Origin of the sequence: Nocardioides litoris (assembly GCF_006346315.1) — a bacterium.
GTDB classification, from domain to species: Bacteria; Actinomycetota; Actinomycetes; order Propionibacteriales; family Nocardioidaceae; genus Nocardioides; species Nocardioides litoris.
Map to the genome: position 1 here is coordinate 432,493 of NZ_VDMR01000002.1, position 23,179 is coordinate 455,671.

Here is a 23,179-nt window from a genome sequence, read left to right on the forward strand (position 1 = left end):
CAGCGTACGGCGGCGGGGCCGGGCTCAGTCGGCCAGGCGGTCGCCGAGCAGGCCGAGGAACTCGTCGGCCCAGGCCACGTCGCGCGCCAGCCGGGCCCGCCGCTCCCGGGTCTCGGCGAGCACGGCCTGCAGCCGGTTAGTGGCGCCCCGGTCCCCGCCCGCGGCCAGCGCCTCCACGTCGGCGAGCACCGCCTTCATCTCCTCCAGGCTGAACCCGAGCGGCTTCATCCGCCGCACGAAGAGGATCTTCTGGACGTCGTCCTCGGTGTAGAGCCGGAACCCGCCCTCGGTGCGCGCCGAGGGCGTGATCAGCCCGACCTCCTCCCAGTGCCGCAGGCTGCGCAGCGAGAGCTCGGTGCGGGCCGCGACCTCGCCGATGTGCACGGCAGCGGTGTCGTGGGCACCCACGGGCGGCTCCTCTCGATGCGGGACCAACCCTCACGCGGCGGTAGGGTTGACGTCGTCCACGGCGGCCGACCTCGTGCCGCCGTCCCCCATGGTGGCGCAACCCGTGCGTCCGGTCACCGGTCGCGCCCCTCCCCGCTCGTCCCGCGCCCCGTCCTGGAGTCCTGCCGTGCCCACCCCGTCCGCGCCGACCGTGCGCGCCGCCCTGCGCAGCCCCGCGCTGCTGCGCACCGAGGTCCTGGCCGGCCTCGTCGTCGCGCTGGCGCTCATCCCCGAGGCCATCTCGTTCTCGATCATCGCGGGCGTCGACCCGCGGGTCGGGCTGTTCGCGTCATTCACGATGGCCGTCTCGATCGCCTTCCTCGGCGGCCGACCGGCGATGATCTCGGCCGCGACCGGCGCCGTCGCCCTCGTCGTGGCGCCCGTCGTGCGCGACCACGGCTACGACTACCTGGTGGCCACCGTCATCCTCGGCGGCCTGCTCCAGGTCGCGCTCGGGCTCGGGGGGTTCGCCCGGCTGATGCGCTTCGTGCCGCGGTCGGTGATGGTCGGGTTCGTCAACGCCCTGGCCATCCTCATCTTCGTCGCCCAGCTGCCCTACCTCGTCGACGTCCCGTGGCCGGTCTACCCGATGACCGCCGTCGGCATCGCCGCCATCGTGCTGCTGCCGCGGGTGACCCGGGTCGTGCCGTCACCGCTGGTCGCGATCGTCGGCCTGACGGCGTTCACGGTGGTGGGCGCGGTGGCGGTCCCCGACGTCGGCGACCAGGGGGAGCTGCCCGACAGCCTGCCGTCGCTGCTGCTCCCCGACGTGCCGCTGACCTGGGAGACGCTGCGGATCATCGCGCCGTACGCCCTGGCCGTGGCGCTGGTCGGCCTCCTGGAGTCGCTGCTGACCGCGACCCTCGTCGACGACATCACCGACACCCCGTCGGACAAGACGCGCGAGTCCTGGGGCCAGGGCGCGGCCAACGTGGTCACCGGCTTCTTCGGCGGCATGGGCGGCTGCGCGATGATCGGGCAGACGATGATCAACGTGAAGGTCTCGGGTGCCCGCACCCGGATCTCGACCTTCCTGGCCGGGGCGTTCCTGCTCGTGCTCGTGGTCGGCCTCGGCGACGTCGTCGCGCTGATCCCGATGGCCGCGCTGGTCGCGGTGATGGTGATGGTCTCGGTCGGCACCTTCGACTGGCACTCGATGCGACCGGCCACGCTGCGCCGCATGCCGCGCTCGGAGACCGCGGTCATGCTCACGACCGTCGCGGTCACGGTCGCCACCCACAACCTGGCCCTCGGCGTGGTCGCGGGCGTCCTCGTCGCCACCGCGCTGTTCGCCCGCCGGGTCGCCCACGTCACCGCCGTACGACGCAGCGAGGTCGACGACCCCGAGCACGGGCCGACCGCCGTCTACCGGGTCACCGGGGCGCTGTTCTTCGCCTCCTCCCAGGACCTCGTCTCGCAGCTGCGGTACGCCGACGACCCGGCCCGGGTGGTGCTCGACCTGAGCGAGGCCGACGTGTGGGACGCCTCGACGGTCGCCACGCTCGACGCCATCGAGACGAAGTACGCGCGGCGCGGGGCGACCGTCGAGGTCGTCGGCCTGGCCGGGCCGAGCGCCGAGCGGCACGCCCGGTTGACCGGGCGGCTCGGCGGGCACTGACCCCCGGTCAGCCCAGGAGGCCGCGCATGGTCTCGATCTCGGTCTGCTGGGTCCGCTCGATGGTCACGGCGAGCTCGACGGCCGGCCGGTAGCGGCCCTCGGCCTGCTCGGTGCGGGCCATCTCGACCGCGCCCTCGTGGTGCTCGACCATCATCTCCAGCCACCTCGTCCGGAACTCCTCGTCGGGGGCGTCGGCCAGGGCGGCCATGTCGTCGGCCGACATCATCCCGGGCATGTCGGTGTCCATGCCCTCCATCGACTCGGCCAGGGCCTCGCCGGCCGAGACACCGCCGTGGTCGTGACCGGCGTTGACGTGGTCGCGCATCGTCTCGGGCACGTCCTCGCCCCACTCGGTCAGCCAGTCGGCCATCTGCTCGATCTCGGGGCCCTGGGCGGCCCGGATCGCCTCGGCCAGCTGCTCGACCTCGGGGTCGAGGTCGCGCCCGACGGTCAGGTCGACCATCGAGAGGGCCTGGGCGTGGTGCTGGACCATGTCGGTCGCGAAGGCGACGTCGGCGACGCCGTGCTCGGTGTCGGACACCTCGACCGTGCGGTCCTGGGGTCCGGGGTCGTCGCCGCAGGCGGTGGTGCCGAGGGCGAGGACGGCGCCGGCGGCCAGGGCGGCCAGGGCGCGGCGGTACGGGTGGGTGCTCATGGGTTTCTCCTGTCGGTGGGGCTGGGGTGGGTGCGCGTGCCCGGGGGCCACGGCGCGCCTGGGCGCGGCCGTGCCCCGGGCCGTCAGTCCCTCAGCACCGGACGACGGAGAAGCGCCACACGGCCGGAGGACCCGTGCTCCGTCGTACGACGGCGGGCGGGTCGGCACGCCCGGCCGGCGACCGCGGCGGCGTCATCCCGGCGGGCAGGCCCGCGCGCAGGCGGCGCAGCGCCAGGACGAACGCCGACGCGGCGGCGAGCATCGCGGCGCAGAGCATGGCCATGCCTCCGTGGTGGCCGTCCTGCTGCTCGTCGCCCGCGGCCCCGTCGGGCATCGCGACACCGACGTGGTGGACGGGACCGTGGTCGGTGGCGCCGTGGTGGGTGGCGGCGTGGGTGGCAGCGTGGTGCGGGCCGGGGTGGTGGGCGGCGGCGTGCGCGGCGTCGAGGCCGAGCGCGTGCATGCCGAGGACGCCCAGGGCGACCAGCGCGACGGCGGCCGCGAGCACGAGCCGCGCGGCCCGCGGGCGCGCGGCGGTCGTCGGGGCGGGCGGTCGCACGGTCTGCAGGATACGGAACCGGGGGCGGGCTACCCCAACACATCGACGCCTGTCACTATCGACGCATGTCGATGTCCTGCGGCCCGGCCGACGACGATCTGGCCTGTTGCACGCCCTTGGCCCGCCAGCCGATGACGGCCGAGCAGGCCGCGCAGGTCGTCCCGCTGCTCAAGGCCCTGGCCGACCCGGTGCGGATCCGCCTGCTCTCGCTGGTGCTCTCCCACGAGGGTGGCGAGGCGTGCGTGTGCGACCTGCAGCCGTCGTTCGACCTGACCCAGCCGACCATCAGCCACCACCTCAAGGTGCTGCACGAGGCCGGGCTGCTGCACCGGGAGAAGCGTGGGGTCTGGGTCTACTACCGCGCGCGCCCCGAGGCCCTGGAGGCGATGACCCAGCTCTTCGCAGCAGCGCCGTCCGCCACCCCTGCCACCCCCGTCACCCCCGCCGCCCCCACCGCGGCCGGGGCGGGCGCATGAGCACGGACGCCGTGGCGGCCCGGCTCTCCACCCTCGACCGCTTGCTCCCGGTCTGGATCGTCGCCGCGATGGCCGCCGGGCTGCTGCTCGGCCGGCTGGTCCCCGGCCTGGACGACGCGCTGGCCGCGGTCGAGGTCGGGTCGGTGTCCCTGCCGATCGCCGTCGGCCTGCTGGTGATGATGTACCCGGTGCTGGCCAAGGTCCGCTACGACGAGCTCGGGCACGTCACCGCCGACCGGCGCCTCCTCGGCGCGTCGATCGTCCTCAACTGGGTCCTCGGCCCGGCGCTCATGTTCGTCCTGGCCTGGCTGATGCTGCCCGACCTGCCGGAGTACCGCACCGGACTCATCATCGTGGGCCTCGCCCGCTGCATCGCCATGGTGCTGGTCTGGAACGACCTCGCCTGCGGCGACCGGGAGGCCGCCGCCGTCCTCGTCGCCGTCAACTCCGTCTTCCAGGTCGTCGCCTTCGCCGGGCTGGGCTGGTTCTACCTCGAGCTGCTGCCCGGCTGGCTGGGCCTCACCGACGCCGGTGGCGCGGGCGGCGGCCTCGACGTCTCGGTGTGGCAGGTCGCCGCCTCCGTCCTGGTCTTCCTCGGCGTCCCGCTGCTGGCCGGGTTCCTCACCCGCACCCTCGGCGAGCGGGCCCGGGGCCGCGACTGGTACGAGACCCGGTTCCTGCCCCGGATCGGCCCCACGGCCCTCTACGGGCTGCTGTTCACCATCGTCGTCCTCTTCGCCCTCCAGGGCGACACGATCACCGACCGCCCCCTCGACGTCGCCCGCATCGCGCTCCCGCTGCTCGCCTACTTCGGCCTCATGTGGTCCGGGTCGTTCGCCCTCGGCGCGGCCCTCGGCCTGACCTACGAGCGCACCACGACGCTCGCGTTCACCGCGGCCGGCAACAACTTCGAGCTCGCCATCGCGGTCGCCATCGGCGTCTTCGGCGTCACCTCCGGCCAGGCCCTGGCCGGCGTCGTCGGGCCGCTCATCGAGGTGCCCGTCCTCGTCGGCCTCGTGTACGTCGCCCTCTGGGCGCGGCGCCGCTTCCCCGCCACACACGGGCCCACCGACGGGCCGACCGGCCCGACGACCGTCCCGAGCTGGAGGACCTCCGCATGACCACCGTCCCCGAGGTGCTCTTCGTCTGCGTCCACAACCAGGGCCGCTCCCAGATGGCCGCCGGCCTCCTCCACCACCACGCCCGGGGTCGCGTCCGCGTCCGCTCCGCCGGCTCCGCGCCCGCCGACAGCGTCAACCCCGCCGTCGTCGCGGTCATGGCCGAGCTCGGCATCGACATCTCCCGAGAGCTACCGCGGAAGCTGCTGACCGAGGACGTCGCCGCCTCCGACGTCGTCGTCACGATGGGCTGCGGCGACGCCTGCCCGATCTTCCCCGGCAAGCGCTACGAGGACTGGGCGCTGCCCGACCCCTCGGGCCGGGGCCCCGACGCCGTGCGGGAGATCCGCGACGAGATCGACCGACGGGTGCGGACGCTGCTGGCCGAGCTCACTTGAGCAGCTTGGACATCCGCCGGTCGGCGAGCGGCTTGCCGCCGGTCTGGCAGATGGGGCAGTACTGCAGGCTGGAGTCGGCGAAGGACACCTCGCGCACGGTGTCGCCGCACACCGGGCAGGCCTGGCCGGTGCGACCGTGGACGGCGAGGTTGCTCTTCTTCTCGCCCTTGAGCTGGCTGGCGGCCAGGCCGCGCGAGCGGTCGACGGCGGCCCCGAGCGTCTCGCGGATGGCCCGGAAGAGCACCACCCGGTCGTCCTCGTCGAGGCTGCTGGCCGGCTTGTAGGGCGACATCCGAGCGGCGTGCAGGATCTCGTCGGAGTAGGCGTTGCCGATGCCGGCGATGGTGCCCTGGTGGCGCAGCACGCCCTTGACCTGCTTGCGGCCCTCGCGGTCGAGGATCTCGCTCAGGACCGCCGGGGTGAAGTCGTCGGTGAGCGGGTCGGGACCGAGCGTGGCGAGGCCCGGGACGTCCTGGGGGTCGTGGACGACGTACATCGCCAGGCCCTTCTTGGTGCCGGCCTCGGTGACGTCGAGGCCGCTGCCGTCGTCGAGCACGATGCGCACGGCCAGGCCCGACTTGCCGCCGGGCCGGGGCGGGAGGGCCGGCACCTCCCCGCGCCACCGCACCCACCCGGCCCGGGCCAGGTGGAGGACGACGTGCAGGCCGGAGGCCTCGACGTCGAGGTACTTGCCGTGCCGGGTGACGCCGTCGACCAGCGTGCCGTGCAGCGCGGTGACCGGTGGGTCGAAGGTCTTCAGGGCGCTGAACGCCGCCACGTGGACGACCTCGATCGCGCGTCCGGCGAGCCGACCTCGCAGGTCGAGCGCCAGCGCTTCCACCTCGGGCAGCTCGGGCATGCCGACGAGCGTAGCGACGACCACCCCCACCTCGACCCCCTCGAACCGGTGACAGGCCTGCAGCGGCGGAGCATGATAGGCCGATGGCCGCGCCACGCACGCTCACCACGCCGGGGGCGATCTTCCTCGACCCCCGCGGGTCCGACCGGGCGCTGCGGGTCTCCTGGCACGCCGAGGACGAGCTGGTCGTGCTCTCGCTGTGGCGCGACAACGTGTGCACCGCGACGTTCCGGCTCGGGGTCGACGAGGTCGCCGACCTGATCGCGCTGCTGCGCGAGGGCCTCGACGTCCGGTTCGCCGACCGCACGGCCTGACCGTCCCGCCGGTCCGGCCGACCCGTGACCTGTGAGGCGTCTGAGAAGCACGTGAAGGTTCGGGGTGGGTCCGCATCGCGACCGGGGCCCTCGGGCACGATGTGCGCCATGAGGACGATGAACCGCATGGGGCGCTGGGCGCCGATCGTGGTGGTGCCGACCCTGCTGCTCGCGGTCGCGGGGTGCAGCGGCGACGACGGCGACGGCGAGGCCGGCGGCCAGTCCGAGACCGCGTCGGAGTCCAGCACGCCGAGCGAGGCGCCGACCACCGGCACGATCTCGCCGAAGAACCTGCCCCAGCTGCCCAAGATCGGCCAGGCGCAGGGCGCCGTGGCCGACGTCGAGTGGGACCAGTCCGAGTGCGGCACCACGCCGGGCGAGCAGACGGTCGCGGGCACGGTCACCAACTCCACCGACGACCCCACCGGCTACGTCATCCAGATCAACTGGACCAACGCCACCTCCGACGTCCTCGCCTCCAACTTCGCCACCGTCCGAGGCGCGCAGCCCGGCGAGGCGGAGGACTGGGAGGTCCAGGCCGACGTGCCCGAGGGCGTCACGCAGTGCACGATCTTCGCCCAGCGCGGCAGCCTGCCCCGCCCCTGACCCGCCCCCGGTCCTGACCCCGAGACCTGACCCCAGCGCAGCGGCCTCGATCCACGTGGATCGAGGCCGCTGCGGCACACTGGGCCTCGTGACCCCACAGGTCGTGGCCCACCGGGGGGCCAGTCACGACAACGCCGAGCACACCCTGGGCGCCTACGTCGCGGCCCTCGAGGCCGGAGCCGACGGCCTCGAGTGCGACGTCCGGCTCACCGCCGACGGGCACCTGGTCTGCGTGCACGACCGCGACCTGCGTCGTACGGCGCAGCGGCGCGGCCTGGTCTCCACGATGGAGCTGGCCCAGCTCAACGAGCTCGACTTCGCCTCCTGGAAGAACCCGTGGGCCGACCTCGACGACGAGGCGCCCGAGCGCGACGAGTCGCTCGACGGCGTGCTGACGCTGCGCCGCCTCCTCGAGACCGTCGCCGACTACGACCGCCGCGTCGAGGTGGCCATCGAGACCAAGCACCCCACCCGGTACGGCGGGCTGGTGGAGCGCCGGCTCGTCGAGATGCTCACCGACTTCGGCTGGGACCAGCCCGGCGCGCCCGTGCGGGTCATGAGCTTCTCCTTCACCGCCCTGCAGCGCGTCGAGCGGATCGCGCCCGGCATCCAGCTGGTGCAGCTGGTCGACCGCTACCAGTACTGGAAGATGCTGCGCCGCGTCATCGGCCCCGACTGGATCGTGGGCCCCGGCATCGAGCTGCTGCGCGAGCACAAGAAGATGGCCCGCCGCATCACGGCCGGCGGCCACGACATCCACGTGTGGACCGTCAACACCGAGCGCGACCTGCAGCTGTGCCTCGACGCGGGCGTCAAGGCGGTCATCACCGACCGGCCGGCGTACCTGCTGGAGACGCTCGGTCGATAGGTTCGCCCCATGGCGAAGAAGTCCCGGCAGCGGTCCCGCGAGCAGGCCACCACCCCGGCGCCCGGCGAGGTCGGCCCCCGGCAGCCCTGCCCGTGCGGGTCCGGCAAGCGCTACAAGGCCTGCCACGGCGCCCCCGGCGGCGGTGACGTATACGTCGCGCGGCCGTTCGAGGGCCTGCCCGGCGAGTGCGACGTCGTGGCGATGCGCGAGCTCGTGCCGGCCGCGACCGCGCCGCTGCGGATCAAGGGCTCCGAGGACCGCACCGTGCAGCTGTGCACCCTGCTGCCCGGCGCCGTGCCCGCGATGTCGCGCGAGAGCGGCCAGGTCTGGCTCGGCCTGCAGGTGCAGCACCACTTCGGCGACCCGTCCCGTGACCTGGCCGAGGCGCTCACCCGCGCCCTGGCCCTCGAGGAGCCCGACGTCGTCGGCCTCACCGACCCGCCCGGCCCCGGCCCGCGCCTGCAGGACCTCGTGCTCGACGAGACCCTCGACGTCACCGTCCACGACGGCTTCGACTACTGGCTGGCCGACAGCGAGATGATGGCCGACGCCCTCGCCCGCGCCAACGAGGCCCACACGCCCACGACCCGCCTGACCTCGGTCGAGGCGGCGTACTGGACCGACGTCGGCACCAAGGAGCACCTGCGCTGGGTGATGCCCGAGCCCGAGGACCAGCTGCTCACCGCGCTCGCCCGGCTGCACGTCACCGGCGACGACGTGATCGTGCCCGACGCGCGGTTCGTCGGCATGTTCCGCGCCCACGGCCTGCTCGCCCCCGTCTGGGACCTGCCCCTCGGCACCGGCGGCGACGTGCTCGACGACCCCGCGGCCGCGTTCAAGGCCAAGCTCGACGAGGCCCTCGCCGACACCTCCGACCTCACCCCCGAGCAGCGCTCGGCCCGCCAGGGCCTCGCCACCCGCCAGGTCACCATCCGCTGACGGCGTGCGGCAACCCGGTCGCGGGTGGCCGTCGGGCCCCGGGGCTCCTGCCCGTGGGCGGTAGTTCCCCGCCAGGAGTGGGAGATTCTCCGGTCAAGCGGAGAATCTGCCGGTGCCGCACACTCCTGGCACGGAACTCCCACTCCTGGGCGGTAGTTCCCCACCAGGAGTGGGAGATTCTCCGGTTAACCGGAGATTCTCCCTGGTCAGCGCTGCCGGACCGCCCAGGCAGCGAGCCGCGAGTAGCCCTTGACCGACACGCGGCGCAGCCGGCGGAAGGTCAGCTCGGCCGCGTCGTCGTCCTCGTGCTCGCCGTCGCCGTCGCGGCCGGTCAGGGCCTCGTAGGCGCCGCGGTCGACGAGCACGGAGCCGGCGCGGGCGACGGAGGTGAGGCGGGCGGCGATGTTGACGGTCTCGCCGTACACGTCGCCGAGGCGTCGCACGGTCTCGCCGTGGGCGACGCCGGCCCGCACCTCGGGGAAGTCGTCGTCCTCCGACGCCCCGCGGCGGCACAGCTCGAGGGCGACGTCGACGGCCGCGCGGGGGTCGTCGGCGACGAAGAGCACCTCGTCGCCGATGTTCTTGATGATCCGGCCGCCGCGCTCGACGACGAGCGCGGTCGTGGTGTCCTCGAAGCCCTCCAGCCACGAGACCAGCTCGTCCTCGCCGAGGGTGCGGCTGCGGGAGGTGTAGCCGACGATGTCGACGAACACCACGCTCAGCGGCGCCGACGGGCGGCCGGGGTCGGCGGAGGCCAGGCGGCGTCCGCCGGCGCTGACCAGGTGGCGGCGCCAGACGTAGGACTGCAGGGCCTCGACGCGCGGCACCACCTCGGCGGCCAGCGCGGCGACGGTCTCGTCGGGGTCGGCGCCGCTCTCGACGGCCACCGTGGCCAGCAGGCTGGACTGCCAGTCGGCGAGCCGGGCGAAGCTGCGGCCCCAGGTGCGCACCAGGGCGGCCTGGCGCTCGGGGGAGAGGATGCCGAGGTCCTCCAGCTCGCGGGCGCCCCGCAGCGCCTCGACGTCGGCGTCGGTGAACACGACCTCGTCGTCCTCGACCTGTGCGAAGCCGAGCAGCGACCACAGCCGGGCAGCCTCCTCCGGCGGTACGCCGGCGCGCTCGGCGACCTGCTGACGGGTCAGTGCGGGGGGCCCGCCGAGCAGGTAGGCGTCCAGCCGGTCCAGCCGGTCGAGCCGGTCCTGGTCGGGCGCCTCGGGCCGCGGCGGGTCGGCGGGCGTGTCCTCGGCCAGGGTCAGCCCTTGACCCGGGACTCGACGACCGCGGTCAGCTTCTCCTTGAAGGACGGCATGTCCTTGATCAGCTCGTTGATGTCGGAGTCGGTGAAGTGGATGGCGACCAGCGGCGTCAGCGCGACCACCGACGCGGTGCGCAGCGTGTGGCCGACGATGGCGGCCTCGCCGACGATGTCGCCCGAGCCGAGCTGGGCGATCTCCTTGCCGTCGCGGCGGACCGAGACGGTGCCCTCGAGGATGATGTAGGCCTTGTCGGCCGGGGTGTCCTCCCAGATCGGCGACCAGCCCTCCGGCAGCCTGACCCGGCGCCCGTGCGCGCTGATCTGCGCGACCTCGCGCGGGGAGAAGGAGTCGTAGAACGTCGCCATGGGGTCAGCCTTTCGTGGCCGTCGACGGGCCGGTGGTGCTGCGCAGGCAGCGGGAGGGAGCGGGACGATCCTCGCGGAGCCGCGGTCCGGGTGTCCAGGGAACCCGCTGTGACCTCGACTGGACCACCTCGCCCGGTCGCGGCGTCGTCGGGGTGTGAGCACACTGCAGGAGGCGCCCGTGGCTGAGCCCCCGGCGACCTACGAGGAGTTCGTCCGGGCGCGCTCGGGCGCGCTGTACCGGACGGCGTACCTGCTGACCGGCACCCGCCACGACGCGGAGGAACCTCGTGCAGGTCACCCTCGTCAAGCTGTACGTCGGCTGGCGGCGGGGCCCGGCGGGCGCGGTCCGTCGAGGCCTACGCCCACCGGGTGCTGGTCAACGCGTTCGTCTCGGGCCGGCGCCCGGCCCGGTTCACCCGGGAGCAGCTGGTGGAGGCGGCGCCGGAGCGGGCCGGTGCCGCCGGCGACCCCGACCTCGGCCTGACCCTGTGGCCGCTGGTGCGCGAGCTGCCACCCCGGCAGCGGGCCGTGGTGGTGCTGCGCTACCTCGGTGACCACAGCGAGGCCGAGATCGCCGAGGACGTCTCGACGCCGGCACCTTCCTGGACCGTCGCTGGTCGCCCGACAGCACGCGCTACACGCACAGCGCCGGCGACCGCGACGTGCTGCCCGTGGCCCACCGGCGGCGGCGAGGCCGACGTGGCGCTGCCCGCGCCGCTGTACGAGCGGTCGGTCCACGGCTGGGAGTCCGACACCGAGGTCTTGGTGCTCGGGTGGGCCGACCTCAGCCCCGACGACCCGGTCCTGGCACGGTGCGACGTGGTCGCCGAGCGCTGCGAGCGGGTGCCGGAGGGCTGAGCCGGCCGGGCGCCCTCAGGCCGGCAGGGGGTCGCGCTCGACCGGGCAGCTCATGCAGCGGGGGCCACCGCGGCCGGAGCCGAGCTCGGAGCCGGCGATCCGGACGACCTCGATGCCGGCGTCCTCGAGGCGGGCGTTGGTGCCGTCGTTGCGCTCGTAGGCGACCGCGATGCGCGGCCCGAGGGCGAGGGTGTTGTTGCCGTCGTCCCACTGCTCGCGCTCGGCCTCGACCGGGTCGAGGCCGGTGGCGATGCGGTGCACCTTCTCCAGGCCCATCGCGTCGGCGGCCGCCTCGAGGAACGGGCGCGGGCCCGACACGTCGAGCAGCAGCGAGCCGGAGTCGTCCTGCCCGGCCGCGGTGACGGTGTGGGCGACGAGGGAGTCGGCGACGTTCTCGTAGACGACCATGAGGTCGACGTCGACCATCGTGCAGATGGTGTCGAGGTGCATGGTCGCCCGCTCCTGGGCGATGGGCACGGCCAGCACGGTGTGGGCCAGGCCGTCGTCGAAGACCTGGCGGGCCAGCCGCTCCGCGCCCGCCGGGGTCGTCCGCTCGCCCACGCCGACCGCGACGACGCCGGGCCCGAGGAGCAGCACGTCGCCGCCCTCGACGTGCTCGTAGTGCGAGCCGTGGATGCGCGGGGTGCCGGCGAAGCGCGGGTGCCGGGTGTAGATGAGCTCGGTCAGCTCGGTCTCCCGCTTGCGGGCCGGCATGGCCAGGCTGGTGATGGCCACGCGGTCGCGCACCCACACCGAGGAGTCGCGGGTGAAGAGCAGGTTGGGCAGCGGGTCGACGAGGAACGCGTCGCCGGCCAGCAACGAGGTCACCAGCCCGAAGCCGCCGCGCACCTCGTCGTTGCGGATGCCCGCGGTGAGGTACGTCGTCAGGTCGGCCGGTGCCGCCTCGCCGAGGAACCCGCGCAGGTGGTGGCGCATGGTGTCGCCCAGCTCGAGGCCGCCGAGCACGGTCTCGACCGCCGCGGCGCGCGCCTCGTCGTCGGCGAGGGTCTCGGTGAGCAGCTCGGTCAGGTAGAGGACCTCGACGTCGCGGTCGCGCAGGGCCTGCGCGAAGGCGTCGTGCTCCTCCTGCGCCCGGGCGACCCACGGGATGCCGTCGAAGAGCAGCCGGTCGTTGTTGCGGGGGGTCAGCCGGCTGAGCTCCGGCCCGGGGCGGTGCAACATCACCGTCCGCAGTCGTCCGACCTCGCTGTCCGCTCCGTGCACCATGCCCGCGAGCCTAGGGCCGCGAGGATTGTCAGACAATTCTCGCGGCGTCGGTCAGCGGGCCAGCTCGACCGCGGTCAGCACCGCGAGCACGGCGCAGACGCCGGCCCCGACGTAGTGCAGGACGTGCACGGGCACGAAGCGCAGCAGGCTCCGACCCACGACGACGGCCAGCGCGCTCACCGTCAGCAGCGCGCCCAGGGCGCCGATGAACACCGCGAGCGGCGCCTCGTAGCGGGCGACCAGCGAGAGGGTCAGCAGCTGCGACAGGTCGCCCCACTCGGCGGCGAAGAGCACCAGGAACGACGCCAGCACCGCACGCCACCCGGTCGCGCCGGGGGACCTGTCCTGCACCTCCTCGTCCTCGTCCTGGGCCGCCTGGTGGGAGCGGCCCTCGCGGACCAGGATGACCGCGCCCAGCACGAACATCACGATGGCCGCGCCCCGGACCACCTCGGTCGGCAGCAGCGACGCGGCGTGGCCGAGCGCGACCGCGATGCCGGTCTGCACCGTGAAGGCGAGCCCGACGCCGATCCACACCAGCACCGGGCGGTAGCGGGTGGCGAGCACGAGCGTCGCCAGGAACGTCTTGTCCGGCAGCTCGACGACGAAGATCGCGCCGAAGGTGAGCACGAGGGCGGTCAGGTCCACGAGGGTCCATGGTCCACCCGGTCCGTCCGGCGCGTCCCCGCGGGTCCGGCCGCGTACCCGCCTAGCGTTCCCCCATGCCCACCGTCTTGGCCGTCGTCGCCCTGCTGGTCGCGCTCGCGTCCCTGGGCGCGGCCGCGGTCGCCGTGCGCCGCACCCAGCGGCGCAGCGACGGGTCCGACCTGCCGTCGGACCTGCTGGGGCTCCGGCGCGAGGTGGCGGCGCTGCGGGCCGAGGCGGGCGACGGCCTGCGGCACGTCGCGGTCGTCCGGTACGACGCGTTCGGCGACTCGGGCGGGCAGCTGTCGTGGAGCCTGGCCCTGCTCGACGACCGCGGGGACGGGGTCGTCCTCAGCTCGATCCACGGGCGCAGCGAGGCCCGCACCTACGCCAAGAACGTCGCCGCCTGGACCAGCGACCAGCAGCTCTCCCCGGAGGAGACCGAGGCCGTGGGCCGCGCCAAGCCCTGACGCCCGGCCGACCCCCACCCGGAAGGGGCGGGGGCACTGTCCCCGGTCGGCTCCATAGTGGAGCCATGAGCCAGGACCAGGTCGAGCGCCCGGGCACCCGCCCCGCCGCCGACGCCAAGTGGTGGACCCTCGTCGCGGTCTGCACCGGCGTCTTCATGCTGCTGCTCGACGTCACCATCGTCAACGTCGCCCTCTTCGACATCCAGGCCGACCTCGACGCCACGCTGTCCGACGTCCAGTGGGTGATCGACGCCTACGCCCTCAGCCTGGCCGCGCTGCTCCTGACGGCGGGGTCGCTGGCCGACCTGTTCGGCCGCAAGCGGGTGTTCGTCATCGGCCTGCTGCTGTTCACCGCGGGGTCGACGCTGTGCGGCCTGGCCGGCGACGTCCTGTTCCTGTCCCTGGCCCGCGCGGCCCAGGGCATCGGCGGGGCGGCGATGTTCGCCACCGCGCTGGCCCTGCTGGCCTCGGCCTTCACCGGCAAGGACCGCGGCACGGCGTTCGCCGTCTTCGGGGCCACCACCGGCGTGTCGGTGGCCGTCGGGCCGGTCCTGGGCGGCGTGCTCACCACCGGCCTGTCGTGGCGGTGGATCTTCTTCGTCAACATCCCCATCTGCGCCATCGCCCTCCTCGTCACCCTGACCAAGGTCCAGGAGTCGCACGACCCGCGGGCCGGGCGGCCCGACTGGATCGGGTTCGTCACCTTCTCGGGCGCCCTGGGGGCCCTGGTCTACGGCCTCATCGAGGCCGGGCAGCTCGGCTGGGGCGAGACCCGGGTCGTGGCCTGCTTCGTGGCCTCGGTGGTCCTGCTGGTCGCCTTCGTGGTGTCCCAGCGCCTGCGCCGCGACCCGATGTTCGACCTGGGGCTGCTGCGCAAGCCGACCTTCGTCGGCGGCCTGGTCGCCGCCTTCGGCATCTCCGCGGGCGTCTTCGCCCTCTTCACCTACCTCGTCCTCTACCTCCAGGGCGTGCTCGGCTTCGACGCCATCGAGGCCGGCCTGGTCTTCCTGTGCCTGTCGGGCACGTCCCTCGTCGCCGCGATCGTCGCGGGCCGGCTCACCGAGCGTGTGCCGGTCAAGTGGCTCATCGCGCCCGGCTTCGTCGTCGCCGGCGTGGGCCTGCTGCTGATGCTCGGCGTCGACTACTCCACGGCACGCGGCGAGTGGACCCACCTGGTGCCCGGCCTGCTCGTCGCCGGCTTCGGGGTCGGCATGATCAACCCCGCGCTGGCCTCGACCGCGGTCGGCGTCGTCTCGCCCGCCCAGTCCGGCATGGCGTCCGGGGCCAACTCGACCTTCCGGCAGGTCGGCATCGCCACCGGCATCGCCGCCCTCGGCTCGATCCTGGCCCAGCAGGTCACCCGCGACGTCGAGCGCGGCCTCGGCGGCCAGGTGCCCGACCAGGCCCTGGGCGGGCTGACCGAGGCCCTGACCAGCGGCCAGGTGCAGGCCGCGGCGTCGGCGGCGTCCGAGCAGGCCGGCCAGGGCGGCGGCGACCAGGCGGCCCGGGCGGCCGAGGAGGCCGTGACCCGCGTCGGGGTCATGGCCTACGTCGACGGCCTCAACACCGTGCTCCTCATCGGTGCCGTCCTCTGCCTGGCCTGCGCCGTCGTCAGCGTGGTGCTCATCCGGCAGCGCGACTTCGCCAGCCGGGGCGGCCCCCAGCAGCCGCCCGCGGAGCAGCCGGGCGCGGAGCAGCCGGGCGCGGAGCAAGCGGACGAGCAGGGGCCGGGCCACGCCCGGCACGTCGACCCCGAGGCCCACGAGGCCCCGATCGAGGGCGGGTCGCACGCTGCGGGCACCCACGCCGCCCCCCGGGCCACCGAGCCGTCGTAGGGCCCCGACGGGTCAGCGCGGGCGGGGTCGGGGTGGCTCAGGGCTCGAGGGTGTAGCCGAGGCCGGCGCTGGTGCGCAGGTGCCGCGGGTGGGAGGGGTCGTCCTCCAGCTTGCGGCGCAGCTGGGCGGCGTAGACCCGCAGGTAGTGCGTCTCGTGCTCGTAGCCCGGGCCCCACACCTCGCGCAGCACCTGCTCGCGGGGCACGAGACGTCCGAGGTGGCGGGCGAGCAGCTCGAGGAACGCCCACTCGGTGGGCGTGAGCCGCACGTCGGCGCCGGCCTTGGCGACCCGCTTGCGGGCCAGGTCGATGCTCAGGTCGCCGACGGCCACGACGCTCTCGGTGGGCGGGGCGTCCTGCGAGCGGCGTACGGCGGCGCGCAGGCGGGCCATGAGCTCGTTCATGGCGAACGGCTTGGTGACGTAGTCGTCGGCGCCGAGGTCGAGGGCCTCGACCTTGTCCTCGCCGTGCTGGCGGGCCGAGAGCACCACGATCGGCACCGACGTCCAGCCGCGCAGGCCGGCGATGACCTCGGTGCCGTCCATGTCGGGCAGCCCGAGGTCGAGCACCACGACGTCGGGGTGGGTGCTGGCCGCGGCCTCGAGCGCGGAGCGCCCGTCGGCGGCGGTGACGACCTCCCAGCCGTGGGCGCGCAGGTTGATGGCCAGGGCGCGGGCCAGGGCCGGCTCGTCGTCGACGACGAGCACGGTGTGGGCGGCGACGGCGTTCACGGGGTCCGCGCAGCCCGCGGCAGCGAGAGCACCATGGTCAGGCCCCCGCCGGGGGTGTCCTCGGCGCTGAGGTCGCCGCCGACGGCCTCGGCCAGGCCGCGCGCCACGGCGAGCCCGAGCCCCAGGCCGCCGGGGCTGGTGTCGTCGAGGCGCTGGAACGGTGCGAACATCCGCTCGCGCTGCGCCTCGGGCACGCCGGGGCCGCGGTCGACGACCATCACCTCGACGCGGTCGGGCAGCTCGTGGGCCAGCACCCGCACCGGCGTCCCCTCGGCCGCACCGGAGCCGCCGGAGCCGCCGGAGCCGCCGGAGACGCGGACGGCGTTGGCGACCAGGTTGGCCACGACCCGCTCGAGCAGCCCCGCGTCGGTGCGGACGACGGGGGCGGGCTCGTCGACGTCGAGCTCGACCGCGCCGGGGGCGTGGCCGGAGACGGCCAGCGGCAGCACCTCGTCGAGGCTGCGGTCGGCCAGCCGGGGCACGAGCAGGCCGGTCTGCAGCCGGGAGAGGTCGAGCAGGTTGTCGATGAGCGACTCGAGCTGGTCGGTGGAGGAGTCGAGGGAGTCGTGGAGCGCGGCCCGGTCGCCGTCGTCGAGGTCGCCGCCGTGCACGAGCCCGTCGACCGAGGCCCGCATGGTGGCCAGCGGCGTGCGCAGGTCGTGGGAGACGGCGCGGAGCAGGGCGGTGCTGGTGGCCTCGGCCGACTCCAGTGCGGCCGCGCGCTGCTCGCGCTCGCGCAGCCGGCGGTACTCCAGGACCAGGCTGGTCTGCACCGCGAACCCCTCGACGACCCGCTGGTCGGAGGCGCGCAGCGGCTCGCCGCGCAGGCACAGGGCACGGTCGTCGTCGACGGTGACGCGGGTGTCGGCCTCGGCGGGGTCGCGGGCCGGGTCGGGCCCGCAGGAGGCGAGGAGGTCCCAGCCGGCGGGGGAGCGGGCGAGCAGGGAGACCGCGTCCTGGCCGAACGTCTCGCGCACCCGCTCCACGATGGCCTCGGCGGTGTCCTGGCCGGTGAGCACCGAGCGCGACAGCGAGCCCAGGGTGGCGGCCTCGGTCCGGGCCCGGACGAACTCCCCGGCCCGCCGGGAGGCCCGGTCGACGACCGTGGCCACGCCGGCCGCCACGGCGACGTACACGAGGAGGGAGAGGAGGTTGGCCGGCTCGGCGACGGTGAGGGTGCCGGTGGGCGGGGTGAAGATCCAGTTGAGGGCGAGGAAGCTGACCAGGGCGGCCAGCAGGGCCGGCAGCAGGCCGCCGACCAGGGCGACCACCACCGCGCCGGCGAGCAGCAGCATCTCGGCCAGCGGCAGCTGGTCGGTGTCGTCGAAGGCCTGGAGCACGAAGGTCAGCACCGCGGGCAGGGCGAGGGCCAGCACCCAGCCCGCGACCTGGCGGCGGGGGCTGAGCGGGGAGACCGTGCCCCGGCGCCGTGCGCCCCGGGCGACCTGGTCGTGGGTGACGAGGTGGACGTCGATCGACCCGGCCAGGGAGGCGATCCGGTCGCCGGTGGTGCCGGCGAACAGGCGCCGCAGCCGCGAGTGCCGCGAGACGCCGACGACGACCATCGTCGCGTTGGCGCCGGTGGCGAAGTCGACCACGGCGGCCGCGACGTCCTCGCCGACCACGGGGTGCCAGGTGCCGCCGAGGGAGGCGACCAGCTGCTGGGCCCGGGCGATCCGGGTGGGGTCGGACGTGCCGCCGTCGAGCAGGCCGTCGGAGGCGATGACGTGCACGGCCAGCAGCTCCGAGCCCGCCGCCCGCTGGGCGAGCCGGGCCCCGCGGCGCAGCAGGGTCTCGCTCTCGGGGCCGCCGGTGACAGCGACGACGATGCGCTCCTTGGTCGGCCAGGGGTGCTCGATGTCGTGCGCGCGGCGGTAGTCGCCGAGCGCGTCGTCGACCCGGTCGGCCACCCACAGCAGCGCCAGCTCGCGCAGCGCGGTGAGGTTGCCGACCCGGAAGAACGACGTGAGGGAGGCGTCGATGCGGTCGGCCCGGTAGACGTTGCCGTGCGCCATCCGGCGCCGCAGCGCCTCGGGCGCCATGTCGACCAGCTGGATCTGGTCGGCGGTGCGGACGACCTCGTCGGGCACCGTCTCGCGCTGGCGCACGCCGGTGATCCGCTCGACCTCGTCGTTGAGCGACTCGAGGTGCTGGATGTTGACCGTGGTGACGACGTCGATCCCGGCCGCGCGCAGCTCCTCGACGTCACCGGCGCGCTTGGCGTGCCTGCTGCCCGGGGCGTTGGTGTGGGCGAGCTCGTCGACCAGCACCACCGCGGGCCTGCGGGCGAGCACCGCGTCGACGTCCATCTCGGTCAGCACGGCTCCGCGGTGGTGCACCTCGCGGCGCGGCACGACCTCCAGGCCGCCGATCATCCGCTCGGTCGCGGGCCGCCCGTGCGTCTCGACGTACCCGACGACGACGTCGGTGCCCCGCTCCCGGCGCCGGCAGCCCTCGCCGAGCATGGCGTAGGTCTTGCCGACCCCGGGGGCCGCACCCAGGTAGACGCTCAACCGCCCGCGACGCCCCGGCTGGTCCTCCACACCAGTCATTGTCCCGCAGCGGCGCGGACGGCGATGTTGAGCTCGAGCACGTCGACCGCCGGCTCGCCCAGGGTGCCCAGCGCCCGGCCGGTGGTGTGCTCCGCGACCAGGTCGCGCACCTCGTCCTCGCCCAGGCCGTTCTCGCGGGCCACCCGCGGCACCTGCAGCGCGGCGTACGCCGGCGAGATGGCGGGGTCCAGGCCCGAGCCCGACGCGGTGACGGCGTCCGGCGGCACCTGTGCGACGGCCACGCCCTCCCGCTCGGCGACCTCGGCCTGACGCTCGCGCACGAGGTCGACGAGCCGCGGGTCGTCAGGCCCCAGGTTGGAGCCGTACGACGACAGCGGGTCGTACCCGTCGCCGGCGGCCGACGGCCGGGGCTGGAAGAGGGTCGGGTCGTCGACGAGCTGGCCGAGCAGGGCGGAGCCGACGGCGTCGCCGGGGTCGGTGGTGTGCCCACCGGTCGCGGTGAGGAGCGAGCCGTCGGCGCGCCACGGCACGGCGGCCTGGGCGAAGCCGAGCACCGCCAGCGGGTAGAGGACGCCGAGCAGCAGCGTCAGGGCGACGAGCACCCGCAGCCCGGCGAGGGCGTAGCGGGCGAGGGAGTAGAGGTCCTGGAGCATGGTCGGTCCCTCCTAGAGACCCGGGACGAGCGAGACGACGAGGTCGATGAGCTTGATGCCGACGAACGGCGCGACCAGCCCCCCGAGCCCGTAGACGAGCAGGTTGCGCTGCAGCAGGGCCGAGGCCGTCGACGGCGTCCAGGCCACGCCGCGCAGCGACAGCGGGATCAGCAGCACGATGACGAGGGCGTTGAAGATGACGGCCGAGGCGATCGCCGACTCCGGGGTCGAGAGCCGCATGACGTTGAGGACGTCGAGCTGCGGGAACGTGCCGAGGAACAGTGCCGGCAGGATCGCGAAGTACTTCGCGACGTCGTTGGCCACCGAGAACGTGGTCAGCGCGCCGCGGGTGATGAGCAGCTGCTTGCCGATCTCGACGACGTCGATGAGCTTGGTCGGGTCGGAGTCGAGGTCGACCATGTTGCCGGCCTCTTTGGCCGCGGTCGTCCCGGTGTTCATGGCGACGCCGACGTCGGCCTGGGCCAGCGCGGGGGCGTCGTTGGTGCCGTCGCCGCACATGGCGACCATCCGGCCGCCCTCCTGCTCGCGGCGGATCAGGGCCAGCTTGTCCTCCGGCGTGGCCTCGGCCAGCACGTCGTCGACACCGGCCTCGCGGGCGATGGCCTCGGCGGTGACGCGGTTGTCGCCGGTGATCATCACGGTGCGGATGCCCATGGCCCGCATCTCCTCGAACCGCTCGCGGATGCCGTCCTTGACGACGTCCTTGAGGTGGACGACGCCCAGCAGCCGGGCCCGGCCGCCGACCTTCTCGGCCACGACGAGCGGCGTGCCGCCCGAGGCGCTGATCCGCTCCACCAGGGCGTCGAGCTGGGCGGAGCGCTCGCCGACCCACTCCGTGACGGCCGAGGCGGCCCCCTTGCGGACCTCGCGGTCACCGACGTCGACGCCGCTCATCCGCGTGGTGGCGGAGAACTCGACGAACGCGGCGCCGTCGGGCACCCGTCGCTCACCACCGACGAGCCCGACGAGGTCGACGATGCTGCGACCCTCGGGGGTCTCGTCGGCCAGGGAGGCCAGCAACGCGGCCCGCTCCAGCTCCTCGGCGCCCACGCCGTCGAGGGCCAGCAGCTCCGAGGCGCGGCGGTTGCCGTGCGTGATGGTGCCGGTCTTGTCGAGCAGGAGCACGTCGACGTCACCCGCGGCCTCGACCGCGCGGCCCGACATCGCGAGCACGTTGCGGCGCACGAGCCGGTCCATGCCGGCGATGCCGATGGCGGAGAGCAGGGCGCCGATGGTGGTCGGGATGAGGCAGACGAGCAGGGCGACCAGGACGGTCGGCGACAGGTCGACGTCGCTGTAGTCGGCGAAGGCCCACAGGGTGCCGACCACGACGATGAAGACGACCGTGAGCGCGCTGAGCAGCACGTTGAGCGCGACCTCGTTGGGCGTGCGCTGGCGCTCGGACCCCTCGACCAGCGCGATCATCCGGTCGACGAAGGAGTGGCCGGGCTCGGAGGAGATGCGCACGACGATCTCGTCGGAGAGCACCACGGTGCCGCCGGTGACCGCGCTGCGGTCGCCACCGGACTCGCGGATGACCGGGGCCGACTCGCCCGTGACCGCCGACTCGTCGACCGAGGCGACGCCCTCGACGACGTCGCCGTCACCGGGGATCCGCTCGCCGGCGGCGACCACGACCACGTCGCCGGCCCGCAGGGCGGTCGAGGAGACCTCCTCGGTGCCCCCGTCCGGCACACGACGACGGGCGGGCGTCTCGGTCTGCAGCTCGCGCAGGCTCGCGGCCTGCGCCTTGCCCCGGCCCTCGGCGACCGACTCGGCCAACGTGCCGAAGACGACGGTCAGCCACAGCCACACCGTGACCGTCCAGCCGAGGGTGCTGGGGTCGAGGACCGCGAGCACGGTGGTGACCGCCGCGCCGACCTCGACCACGAGCATCACCGGGGTGGCCAGCAGCTCGCGTGGGTCGAGCTTGCGCAGCGCGCCGGGCAGGGCCTCGGTGAGCTGGGGGACGGTGAGGACGCCGGTGCCCGCACCGGGGGTCGAGGCGCTCATGACAGGGACTCCGCGATCGGGCCGAGCGCGAGCACCGGCACGTAGGTCAGGCCGACCAGCACCAGCGTCACGCCGGCGAGCAGGACGACGAACAGGGGACGGTGGGTGGGCAGGGTGCCGCTGCTCGGCGGCCGCACGCCCTGGCGGGCGAACCGGCCGGCCAGGGCCAGGACCAGGACGATGGGCACGAACCGGCCGAGCAGCATGCAGGTGCCGAGCAGGGAGTTCCAGAACGGGGTGCCCGAGGTGAGCCCGGCGAAGGCCGAGCCGTTGTTGTTCGACGCCGAGGCGACGGCGTACACCGCCTCGGACAGGCCGTGGGGGCCGCTGGCCTGCAGCCCGGCCAGGCCGTCGGCCGTGGTCAGGGCCAGCGCGCCACCGACGAGCACGAGGGTGGGCGTGGTGAGCACGTAGCCGGCGACGAGGACGATCTCGCGCTGGCCGATGCGCTTGCCGAGGTACTCCGGGGTGCGGCCCACCATGAGGCCGGAGATGAAGACCGTGACGACGGCGAGCACGAGCATCCCGTACAGGCCGGAGCCGACGCCGCCGGGGATGACCTCGCCGAGCATCATGTTGAACATCGCGATGCCGCCGCCGGGCGCGGTCAGCGAGTCGTGCATGCCGTTGACGGCGCCGGTGGAGGTGCCGGTGGTCGTGGCCGCCCAGAGCGCGGTCGCGGCGAGGCCGAAGCGCTGCTCCTTGCCCTCCATCGCGCCGCCCGCCAGCTGCGGGGCCTGGCCGGGGCCGGCCATCTCGGCCCAGGTCAGCAGGGCCACCGAGGTGGCGAACAGGACGGCCATGACGGCGAGCACGGCCCCGCCCTGGCGGCGGTCGCCGGCCATGATCCCGAAGGCCCAGGCCAGCGCGAACGGGATGACGAGCATCGCGTACGTCGCCAGCAGGTTGCTGATCGGGCCGGGGTTCTCGAAGGGGTGGGCGGAGTTGGCGTTGTAGAACCCGCCGCCGTTGGTCCCGAGCTGCTTGATCGCCTCCTGGGAGGCCACCGGGCCGCCGGCGATGGACTGCTGCCCGCCGGTGAGCGTCGTGACGGCCTGCGGGTCGTGCAGGTTCTGCACGACGCCGAGGACGGCCAAGACCACGGCGAGCAGCAGGGCCATCGGCAGCAGCACCCGCACCGTCGTGCGCACCAGGTCGGCCCAGAAGTTGCCGACCCGGCCGGCGCCGTCGCCCTCGCCCGTCCTCCGGCGGGCCAGGCCGCGCACGAACGCGGCCGCGACGGCCATGCCGACGGCGGCGGAGAGGAAGTTCTGCACGGCCAGGCCGGTGGCCTGGTAGAGGTGGCCGGTGGCCGCCTCGCCGGAGTACCACTGCCAGTTGGTGTTGGTCACGAACGAGACGGCGGTGTTCCACGCCCCGTCGGCCGGCAGGGCCGGGAAGCCGAGCGAGTACGGCAGGTGCTGCTGGAGCCGACCCAGGGCGTACAGGGCCAGGACGCCGACGAGCGAGAAGCCGAGCACCGCGCCGACGTACGAGCGCCAGTGCTGGTCGGCGTCGGGGTCCACCCGCAGCACGCGGTAGGCGACCCGCTCCGCGCCGAGGTGGCGGCCGCCGGGGGAGTAGGTCGCGGCGAGGCCGCGGCCCAGGAAGGGGACCGTCAGGACGAGGAGGGCGGCGAGCAGGGCGACCTGGCCCAGCGCCGTGCCGGTCTCACTCACAGTCGAGGGCTCGGGCCAGCAGCGTGAGCAGCACGAAGGCCGCCACCGTGACCAGCA

24 protein-coding genes are annotated in these 23,179 nt (G+C 74.3%); 11 read left to right on the forward strand and 13 right to left on the reverse strand.

The features are described from left to right. Nucleotides 1-24 precede the first annotated feature (24 nt). A complete protein-coding gene (locus FJQ57_RS10155; protein WP_211348845.1) occupies nucleotides 25-408 on the reverse strand; it encodes a MerR family transcriptional regulator in 384 nt (127 codons plus the stop codon). Between the two features lie 166 nt (nucleotides 409-574). Here FJQ57_RS10155 and FJQ57_RS10160 point away from each other — a divergent pair, with 166 nt between their 5' ends. After that, complete coding sequence (locus tag FJQ57_RS10160) at nucleotides 575-2,065, forward strand: SulP family inorganic anion transporter (RefSeq protein ID WP_246081730.1); 1,491 nt, start codon at nucleotides 575-577, stop codon at nucleotides 2,063-2,065. Between the two features lie 7 nt (nucleotides 2,066-2,072). Here the strand turns inward: FJQ57_RS10160 and FJQ57_RS10165 are convergent, their stop codons facing one another. Next, nucleotides 2,073-2,720 carry a DUF305 domain-containing protein gene (locus FJQ57_RS10165; protein ID WP_139979812.1) on the reverse strand — a complete coding sequence of 216 codons (648 nt, stop codon included), beginning with the start codon at nucleotides 2,718-2,720 and terminating at the stop codon, nucleotides 2,073-2,075. A gap of 91 nt (nucleotides 2,721-2,811) precedes the next feature. Beyond that, nucleotides 2,812-3,279, reverse strand: coding sequence for a hypothetical protein (locus tag FJQ57_RS10170; protein WP_139979814.1), 468 nt, complete (start codon nucleotides 3,277-3,279; stop codon nucleotides 2,812-2,814). Between the two features lie 65 nt (nucleotides 3,280-3,344). Between FJQ57_RS10170 and FJQ57_RS10175 the strand changes: the two genes are divergently transcribed. From FJQ57_RS10175 to FJQ57_RS10185, 3 genes are read left to right on the forward strand one after another with little or no spacing between them, the layout of a single operon-like run. After that, nucleotides 3,345-3,755: a metalloregulator ArsR/SmtB family transcription factor gene (locus FJQ57_RS10175; protein ID WP_342775381.1), complete on the forward strand. Its 411-nt coding sequence runs from the start codon at nucleotides 3,345-3,347 to the stop codon at nucleotides 3,753-3,755. Beyond that, nucleotides 3,752-4,876, forward strand: coding sequence for an ACR3 family arsenite efflux transporter (arsB, locus tag FJQ57_RS10180; protein WP_139979816.1), 1,125 nt, complete (start codon nucleotides 3,752-3,754; stop codon nucleotides 4,874-4,876). The genes FJQ57_RS10175 and arsB overlap by 4 nt, the downstream gene beginning before the upstream one ends. After that, nucleotides 4,873-5,271, forward strand: coding sequence for an arsenate reductase ArsC (locus tag FJQ57_RS10185; RefSeq protein ID WP_139979818.1), 399 nt, complete (start codon nucleotides 4,873-4,875; stop codon nucleotides 5,269-5,271). Before arsB ends, FJQ57_RS10185 begins: the two co-directional genes overlap by 4 nt. Here the strand turns inward: FJQ57_RS10185 and FJQ57_RS10190 are convergent. Beyond that, complete coding sequence (locus FJQ57_RS10190; protein WP_139979820.1) at nucleotides 5,264-6,130, reverse strand: Fpg/Nei family DNA glycosylase; 867 nt, start codon at nucleotides 6,128-6,130, stop codon at nucleotides 5,264-5,266. The two genes, FJQ57_RS10185 and FJQ57_RS10190, sit on opposite strands and share 8 nt — an antisense overlap. Before the next feature lie 83 nt (nucleotides 6,131-6,213). On the opposite strand from FJQ57_RS10190, the gene FJQ57_RS10195 reads away from it, so the two are divergent. The 4 genes from FJQ57_RS10195 (at nucleotide 6,214) to FJQ57_RS10210 (ending at nucleotide 8,857) form a co-directional block, all read left to right on the forward strand. Further along, entirely contained in the window at nucleotides 6,214-6,444 is a 231-nt protein-coding gene (locus tag FJQ57_RS10195; protein WP_139979822.1) for a hypothetical protein, read from the forward strand. A 108-nt stretch (nucleotides 6,445-6,552) separates the two neighbouring features. Next, nucleotides 6,553-7,050 carry an FxLYD domain-containing protein gene (locus FJQ57_RS10200; RefSeq protein WP_139979824.1) on the forward strand — a complete coding sequence of 166 codons (498 nt, stop codon included), beginning with the start codon at nucleotides 6,553-6,555 and terminating at the stop codon, nucleotides 7,048-7,050. An 88-nt stretch (nucleotides 7,051-7,138) separates the two neighbouring features. Further along, nucleotides 7,139-7,918, forward strand: a complete 780-nt coding sequence (locus FJQ57_RS10205; RefSeq protein ID WP_139979826.1) for a glycerophosphodiester phosphodiesterase family protein — start codon at nucleotides 7,139-7,141, stop codon at nucleotides 7,916-7,918. 9 nt (nucleotides 7,919-7,927) lie between these two features. Next, nucleotides 7,928-8,857: a DUF5926 family protein gene (locus tag FJQ57_RS10210; protein WP_139979828.1), complete on the forward strand. Its 930-nt coding sequence runs from the start codon at nucleotides 7,928-7,930 to the stop codon at nucleotides 8,855-8,857. 206 nt (nucleotides 8,858-9,063) lie between these two features. Here the strand turns inward: FJQ57_RS10210 and FJQ57_RS10215 are convergent, their stop codons facing one another. Together FJQ57_RS10215 and FJQ57_RS10220 are read right to left on the reverse strand one after the other, a co-directional pair. Beyond that, the gene (locus FJQ57_RS10215) at nucleotides 9,064-9,897 is read right to left on the reverse strand and encodes an adenylate/guanylate cyclase domain-containing protein (protein WP_246081731.1); all 834 of its coding nucleotides are present in this window, start codon (nucleotides 9,895-9,897) and stop codon (nucleotides 9,064-9,066) included. Nucleotides 9,898-10,109: 212 nt separating this feature from the next. Next, nucleotides 10,110-10,478 (reverse strand): Crp/Fnr family transcriptional regulator, encoded by a 369-nt coding sequence (locus FJQ57_RS10220; RefSeq protein ID WP_139979832.1) that lies wholly within the window; start codon nucleotides 10,476-10,478, stop codon nucleotides 10,110-10,112. A gap of 369 nt (nucleotides 10,479-10,847) precedes the next feature. Here FJQ57_RS10220 and FJQ57_RS10225 point away from each other — a divergent pair, with 369 nt between their 5' ends. Continuing rightward, the gene (locus FJQ57_RS10225; protein ID WP_139979834.1) at nucleotides 10,848-11,336 is read left to right on the forward strand and encodes a sigma factor-like helix-turn-helix DNA-binding protein; all 489 of its coding nucleotides are present in this window, start codon (nucleotides 10,848-10,850) and stop codon (nucleotides 11,334-11,336) included. 15 nt (nucleotides 11,337-11,351) lie between these two features. Here FJQ57_RS10225 and FJQ57_RS10230 read toward each other — a convergent pair whose 3' ends face one another. After that, complete coding sequence (locus FJQ57_RS10230) at nucleotides 11,352-12,563, reverse strand: arginine deiminase (protein ID WP_139979836.1); 1,212 nt, start codon at nucleotides 12,561-12,563, stop codon at nucleotides 11,352-11,354. A gap of 51 nt (nucleotides 12,564-12,614) precedes the next feature. Beyond that, nucleotides 12,615-13,211 carry a TMEM165/GDT1 family protein gene (locus tag FJQ57_RS10235; RefSeq protein WP_139979838.1) on the reverse strand — a complete coding sequence of 199 codons (597 nt, stop codon included), beginning with the start codon at nucleotides 13,209-13,211 and terminating at the stop codon, nucleotides 12,615-12,617. A 74-nt stretch (nucleotides 13,212-13,285) separates the two neighbouring features. Between FJQ57_RS10235 and FJQ57_RS10240 the strand changes: the two genes are divergently transcribed. Then, entirely contained in the window at nucleotides 13,286-13,678 is a 393-nt protein-coding gene (locus FJQ57_RS10240; protein WP_139979840.1) for a DUF4446 family protein, read from the forward strand. Nucleotides 13,679-13,743: 65 nt separating this feature from the next. Beyond that, the gene (locus FJQ57_RS10245) at nucleotides 13,744-15,513 is read left to right on the forward strand and encodes an MFS transporter (RefSeq protein WP_139979842.1); all 1,770 of its coding nucleotides are present in this window, start codon (nucleotides 13,744-13,746) and stop codon (nucleotides 15,511-15,513) included. 37 nt (nucleotides 15,514-15,550) lie between these two features. Here FJQ57_RS10245 and FJQ57_RS10250 read toward each other — a convergent pair whose 3' ends face one another. From FJQ57_RS10250 to kdpA, 5 genes are read right to left on the reverse strand one after another with little or no spacing between them, the layout of a single operon-like run. Beyond that, entirely contained in the window at nucleotides 15,551-16,243 is a 693-nt protein-coding gene (locus FJQ57_RS10250) for a response regulator transcription factor (RefSeq protein WP_139979844.1), read from the reverse strand. After that, nucleotides 16,240-18,786 (reverse strand): DUF4118 domain-containing protein, encoded by a 2,547-nt coding sequence (locus FJQ57_RS10255; RefSeq protein WP_246081732.1) that lies wholly within the window; start codon nucleotides 18,784-18,786, stop codon nucleotides 16,240-16,242. Before FJQ57_RS10255 ends, FJQ57_RS10250 begins: the two co-directional genes overlap by 4 nt. A 5-nt stretch (nucleotides 18,787-18,791) precedes the next feature. Continuing rightward, complete coding sequence (gene kdpC / locus FJQ57_RS10260) at nucleotides 18,792-19,409, reverse strand: K(+)-transporting ATPase subunit C (protein ID WP_139979847.1); 618 nt, start codon at nucleotides 19,407-19,409, stop codon at nucleotides 18,792-18,794. Nucleotides 19,410-19,421: 12 nt separating this feature from the next. Then, nucleotides 19,422-21,443, reverse strand: a complete 2,022-nt coding sequence (gene kdpB / locus FJQ57_RS10265) for a potassium-transporting ATPase subunit KdpB (protein ID WP_139979849.1) — start codon at nucleotides 21,441-21,443, stop codon at nucleotides 19,422-19,424. Next, the gene (kdpA, locus tag FJQ57_RS10270; protein WP_139979850.1) at nucleotides 21,440-23,122 is read right to left on the reverse strand and encodes a potassium-transporting ATPase subunit KdpA; all 1,683 of its coding nucleotides are present in this window, start codon (nucleotides 23,120-23,122) and stop codon (nucleotides 21,440-21,442) included. The genes kdpB and kdpA overlap by 4 nt, the downstream gene beginning before the upstream one ends. Nucleotides 23,123-23,179 lie beyond the last annotated feature (57 nt).

What these genes read in the sequence shown, in the direction of transcription:
- FJQ57_RS10230 (WP_139979836.1), bottom strand. Translation starts at nt 12,563, where the DNA reads ATGGTGCACGGAGCGGACAGCGAGGTCGGACGACTGCGGACGGTGATG.
- arsB (WP_139979816.1), top strand. Translation starts at nt 3,752, where the DNA reads ATGAGCACGGACGCCGTGGCGGCCCGGCTCTCCACCCTCGACCGCTTG.
- FJQ57_RS10195 (WP_139979822.1), top strand. Translation starts at nt 6,214, where the DNA reads ATGGCCGCGCCACGCACGCTCACCACGCCGGGGGCGATCTTCCTCGAC.
- FJQ57_RS10210 (WP_139979828.1), top strand. Translation starts at nt 7,928, where the DNA reads ATGGCGAAGAAGTCCCGGCAGCGGTCCCGCGAGCAGGCCACCACCCCG.
- FJQ57_RS10240 (WP_139979840.1), top strand. Translation starts at nt 13,286, where the DNA reads ATGCCCACCGTCTTGGCCGTCGTCGCCCTGCTGGTCGCGCTCGCGTCC.
- kdpB (WP_139979849.1), bottom strand. Translation starts at nt 21,443, where the DNA reads ATGAGCGCCTCGACCCCCGGTGCGGGCACCGGCGTCCTCACCGTCCCC.
- FJQ57_RS10190 (WP_139979820.1), bottom strand. Translation starts at nt 6,130, where the DNA reads ATGCCCGAGCTGCCCGAGGTGGAAGCGCTGGCGCTCGACCTGCGAGGT.
- FJQ57_RS10165 (WP_139979812.1), bottom strand. Translation starts at nt 2,720, where the DNA reads ATGAGCACCCACCCGTACCGCCGCGCCCTGGCCGCCCTGGCCGCCGGC.
- kdpC (WP_139979847.1), bottom strand. Translation starts at nt 19,409, where the DNA reads ATGCTCCAGGACCTCTACTCCCTCGCCCGCTACGCCCTCGCCGGGCTG.
- FJQ57_RS10185 (WP_139979818.1), top strand. Translation starts at nt 4,873, where the DNA reads ATGACCACCGTCCCCGAGGTGCTCTTCGTCTGCGTCCACAACCAGGGC.
- FJQ57_RS10175 (WP_342775381.1), top strand. Translation starts at nt 3,345, where the DNA reads ATGTCGATGTCCTGCGGCCCGGCCGACGACGATCTGGCCTGTTGCACG.
- FJQ57_RS10200 (WP_139979824.1), top strand. Translation starts at nt 6,553, where the DNA reads ATGAGGACGATGAACCGCATGGGGCGCTGGGCGCCGATCGTGGTGGTG.
- FJQ57_RS10220 (WP_139979832.1), bottom strand. Translation starts at nt 10,478, where the DNA reads ATGGCGACGTTCTACGACTCCTTCTCCCCGCGCGAGGTCGCGCAGATC.
- FJQ57_RS10245 (WP_139979842.1), top strand. Translation starts at nt 13,744, where the DNA reads ATGAGCCAGGACCAGGTCGAGCGCCCGGGCACCCGCCCCGCCGCCGAC.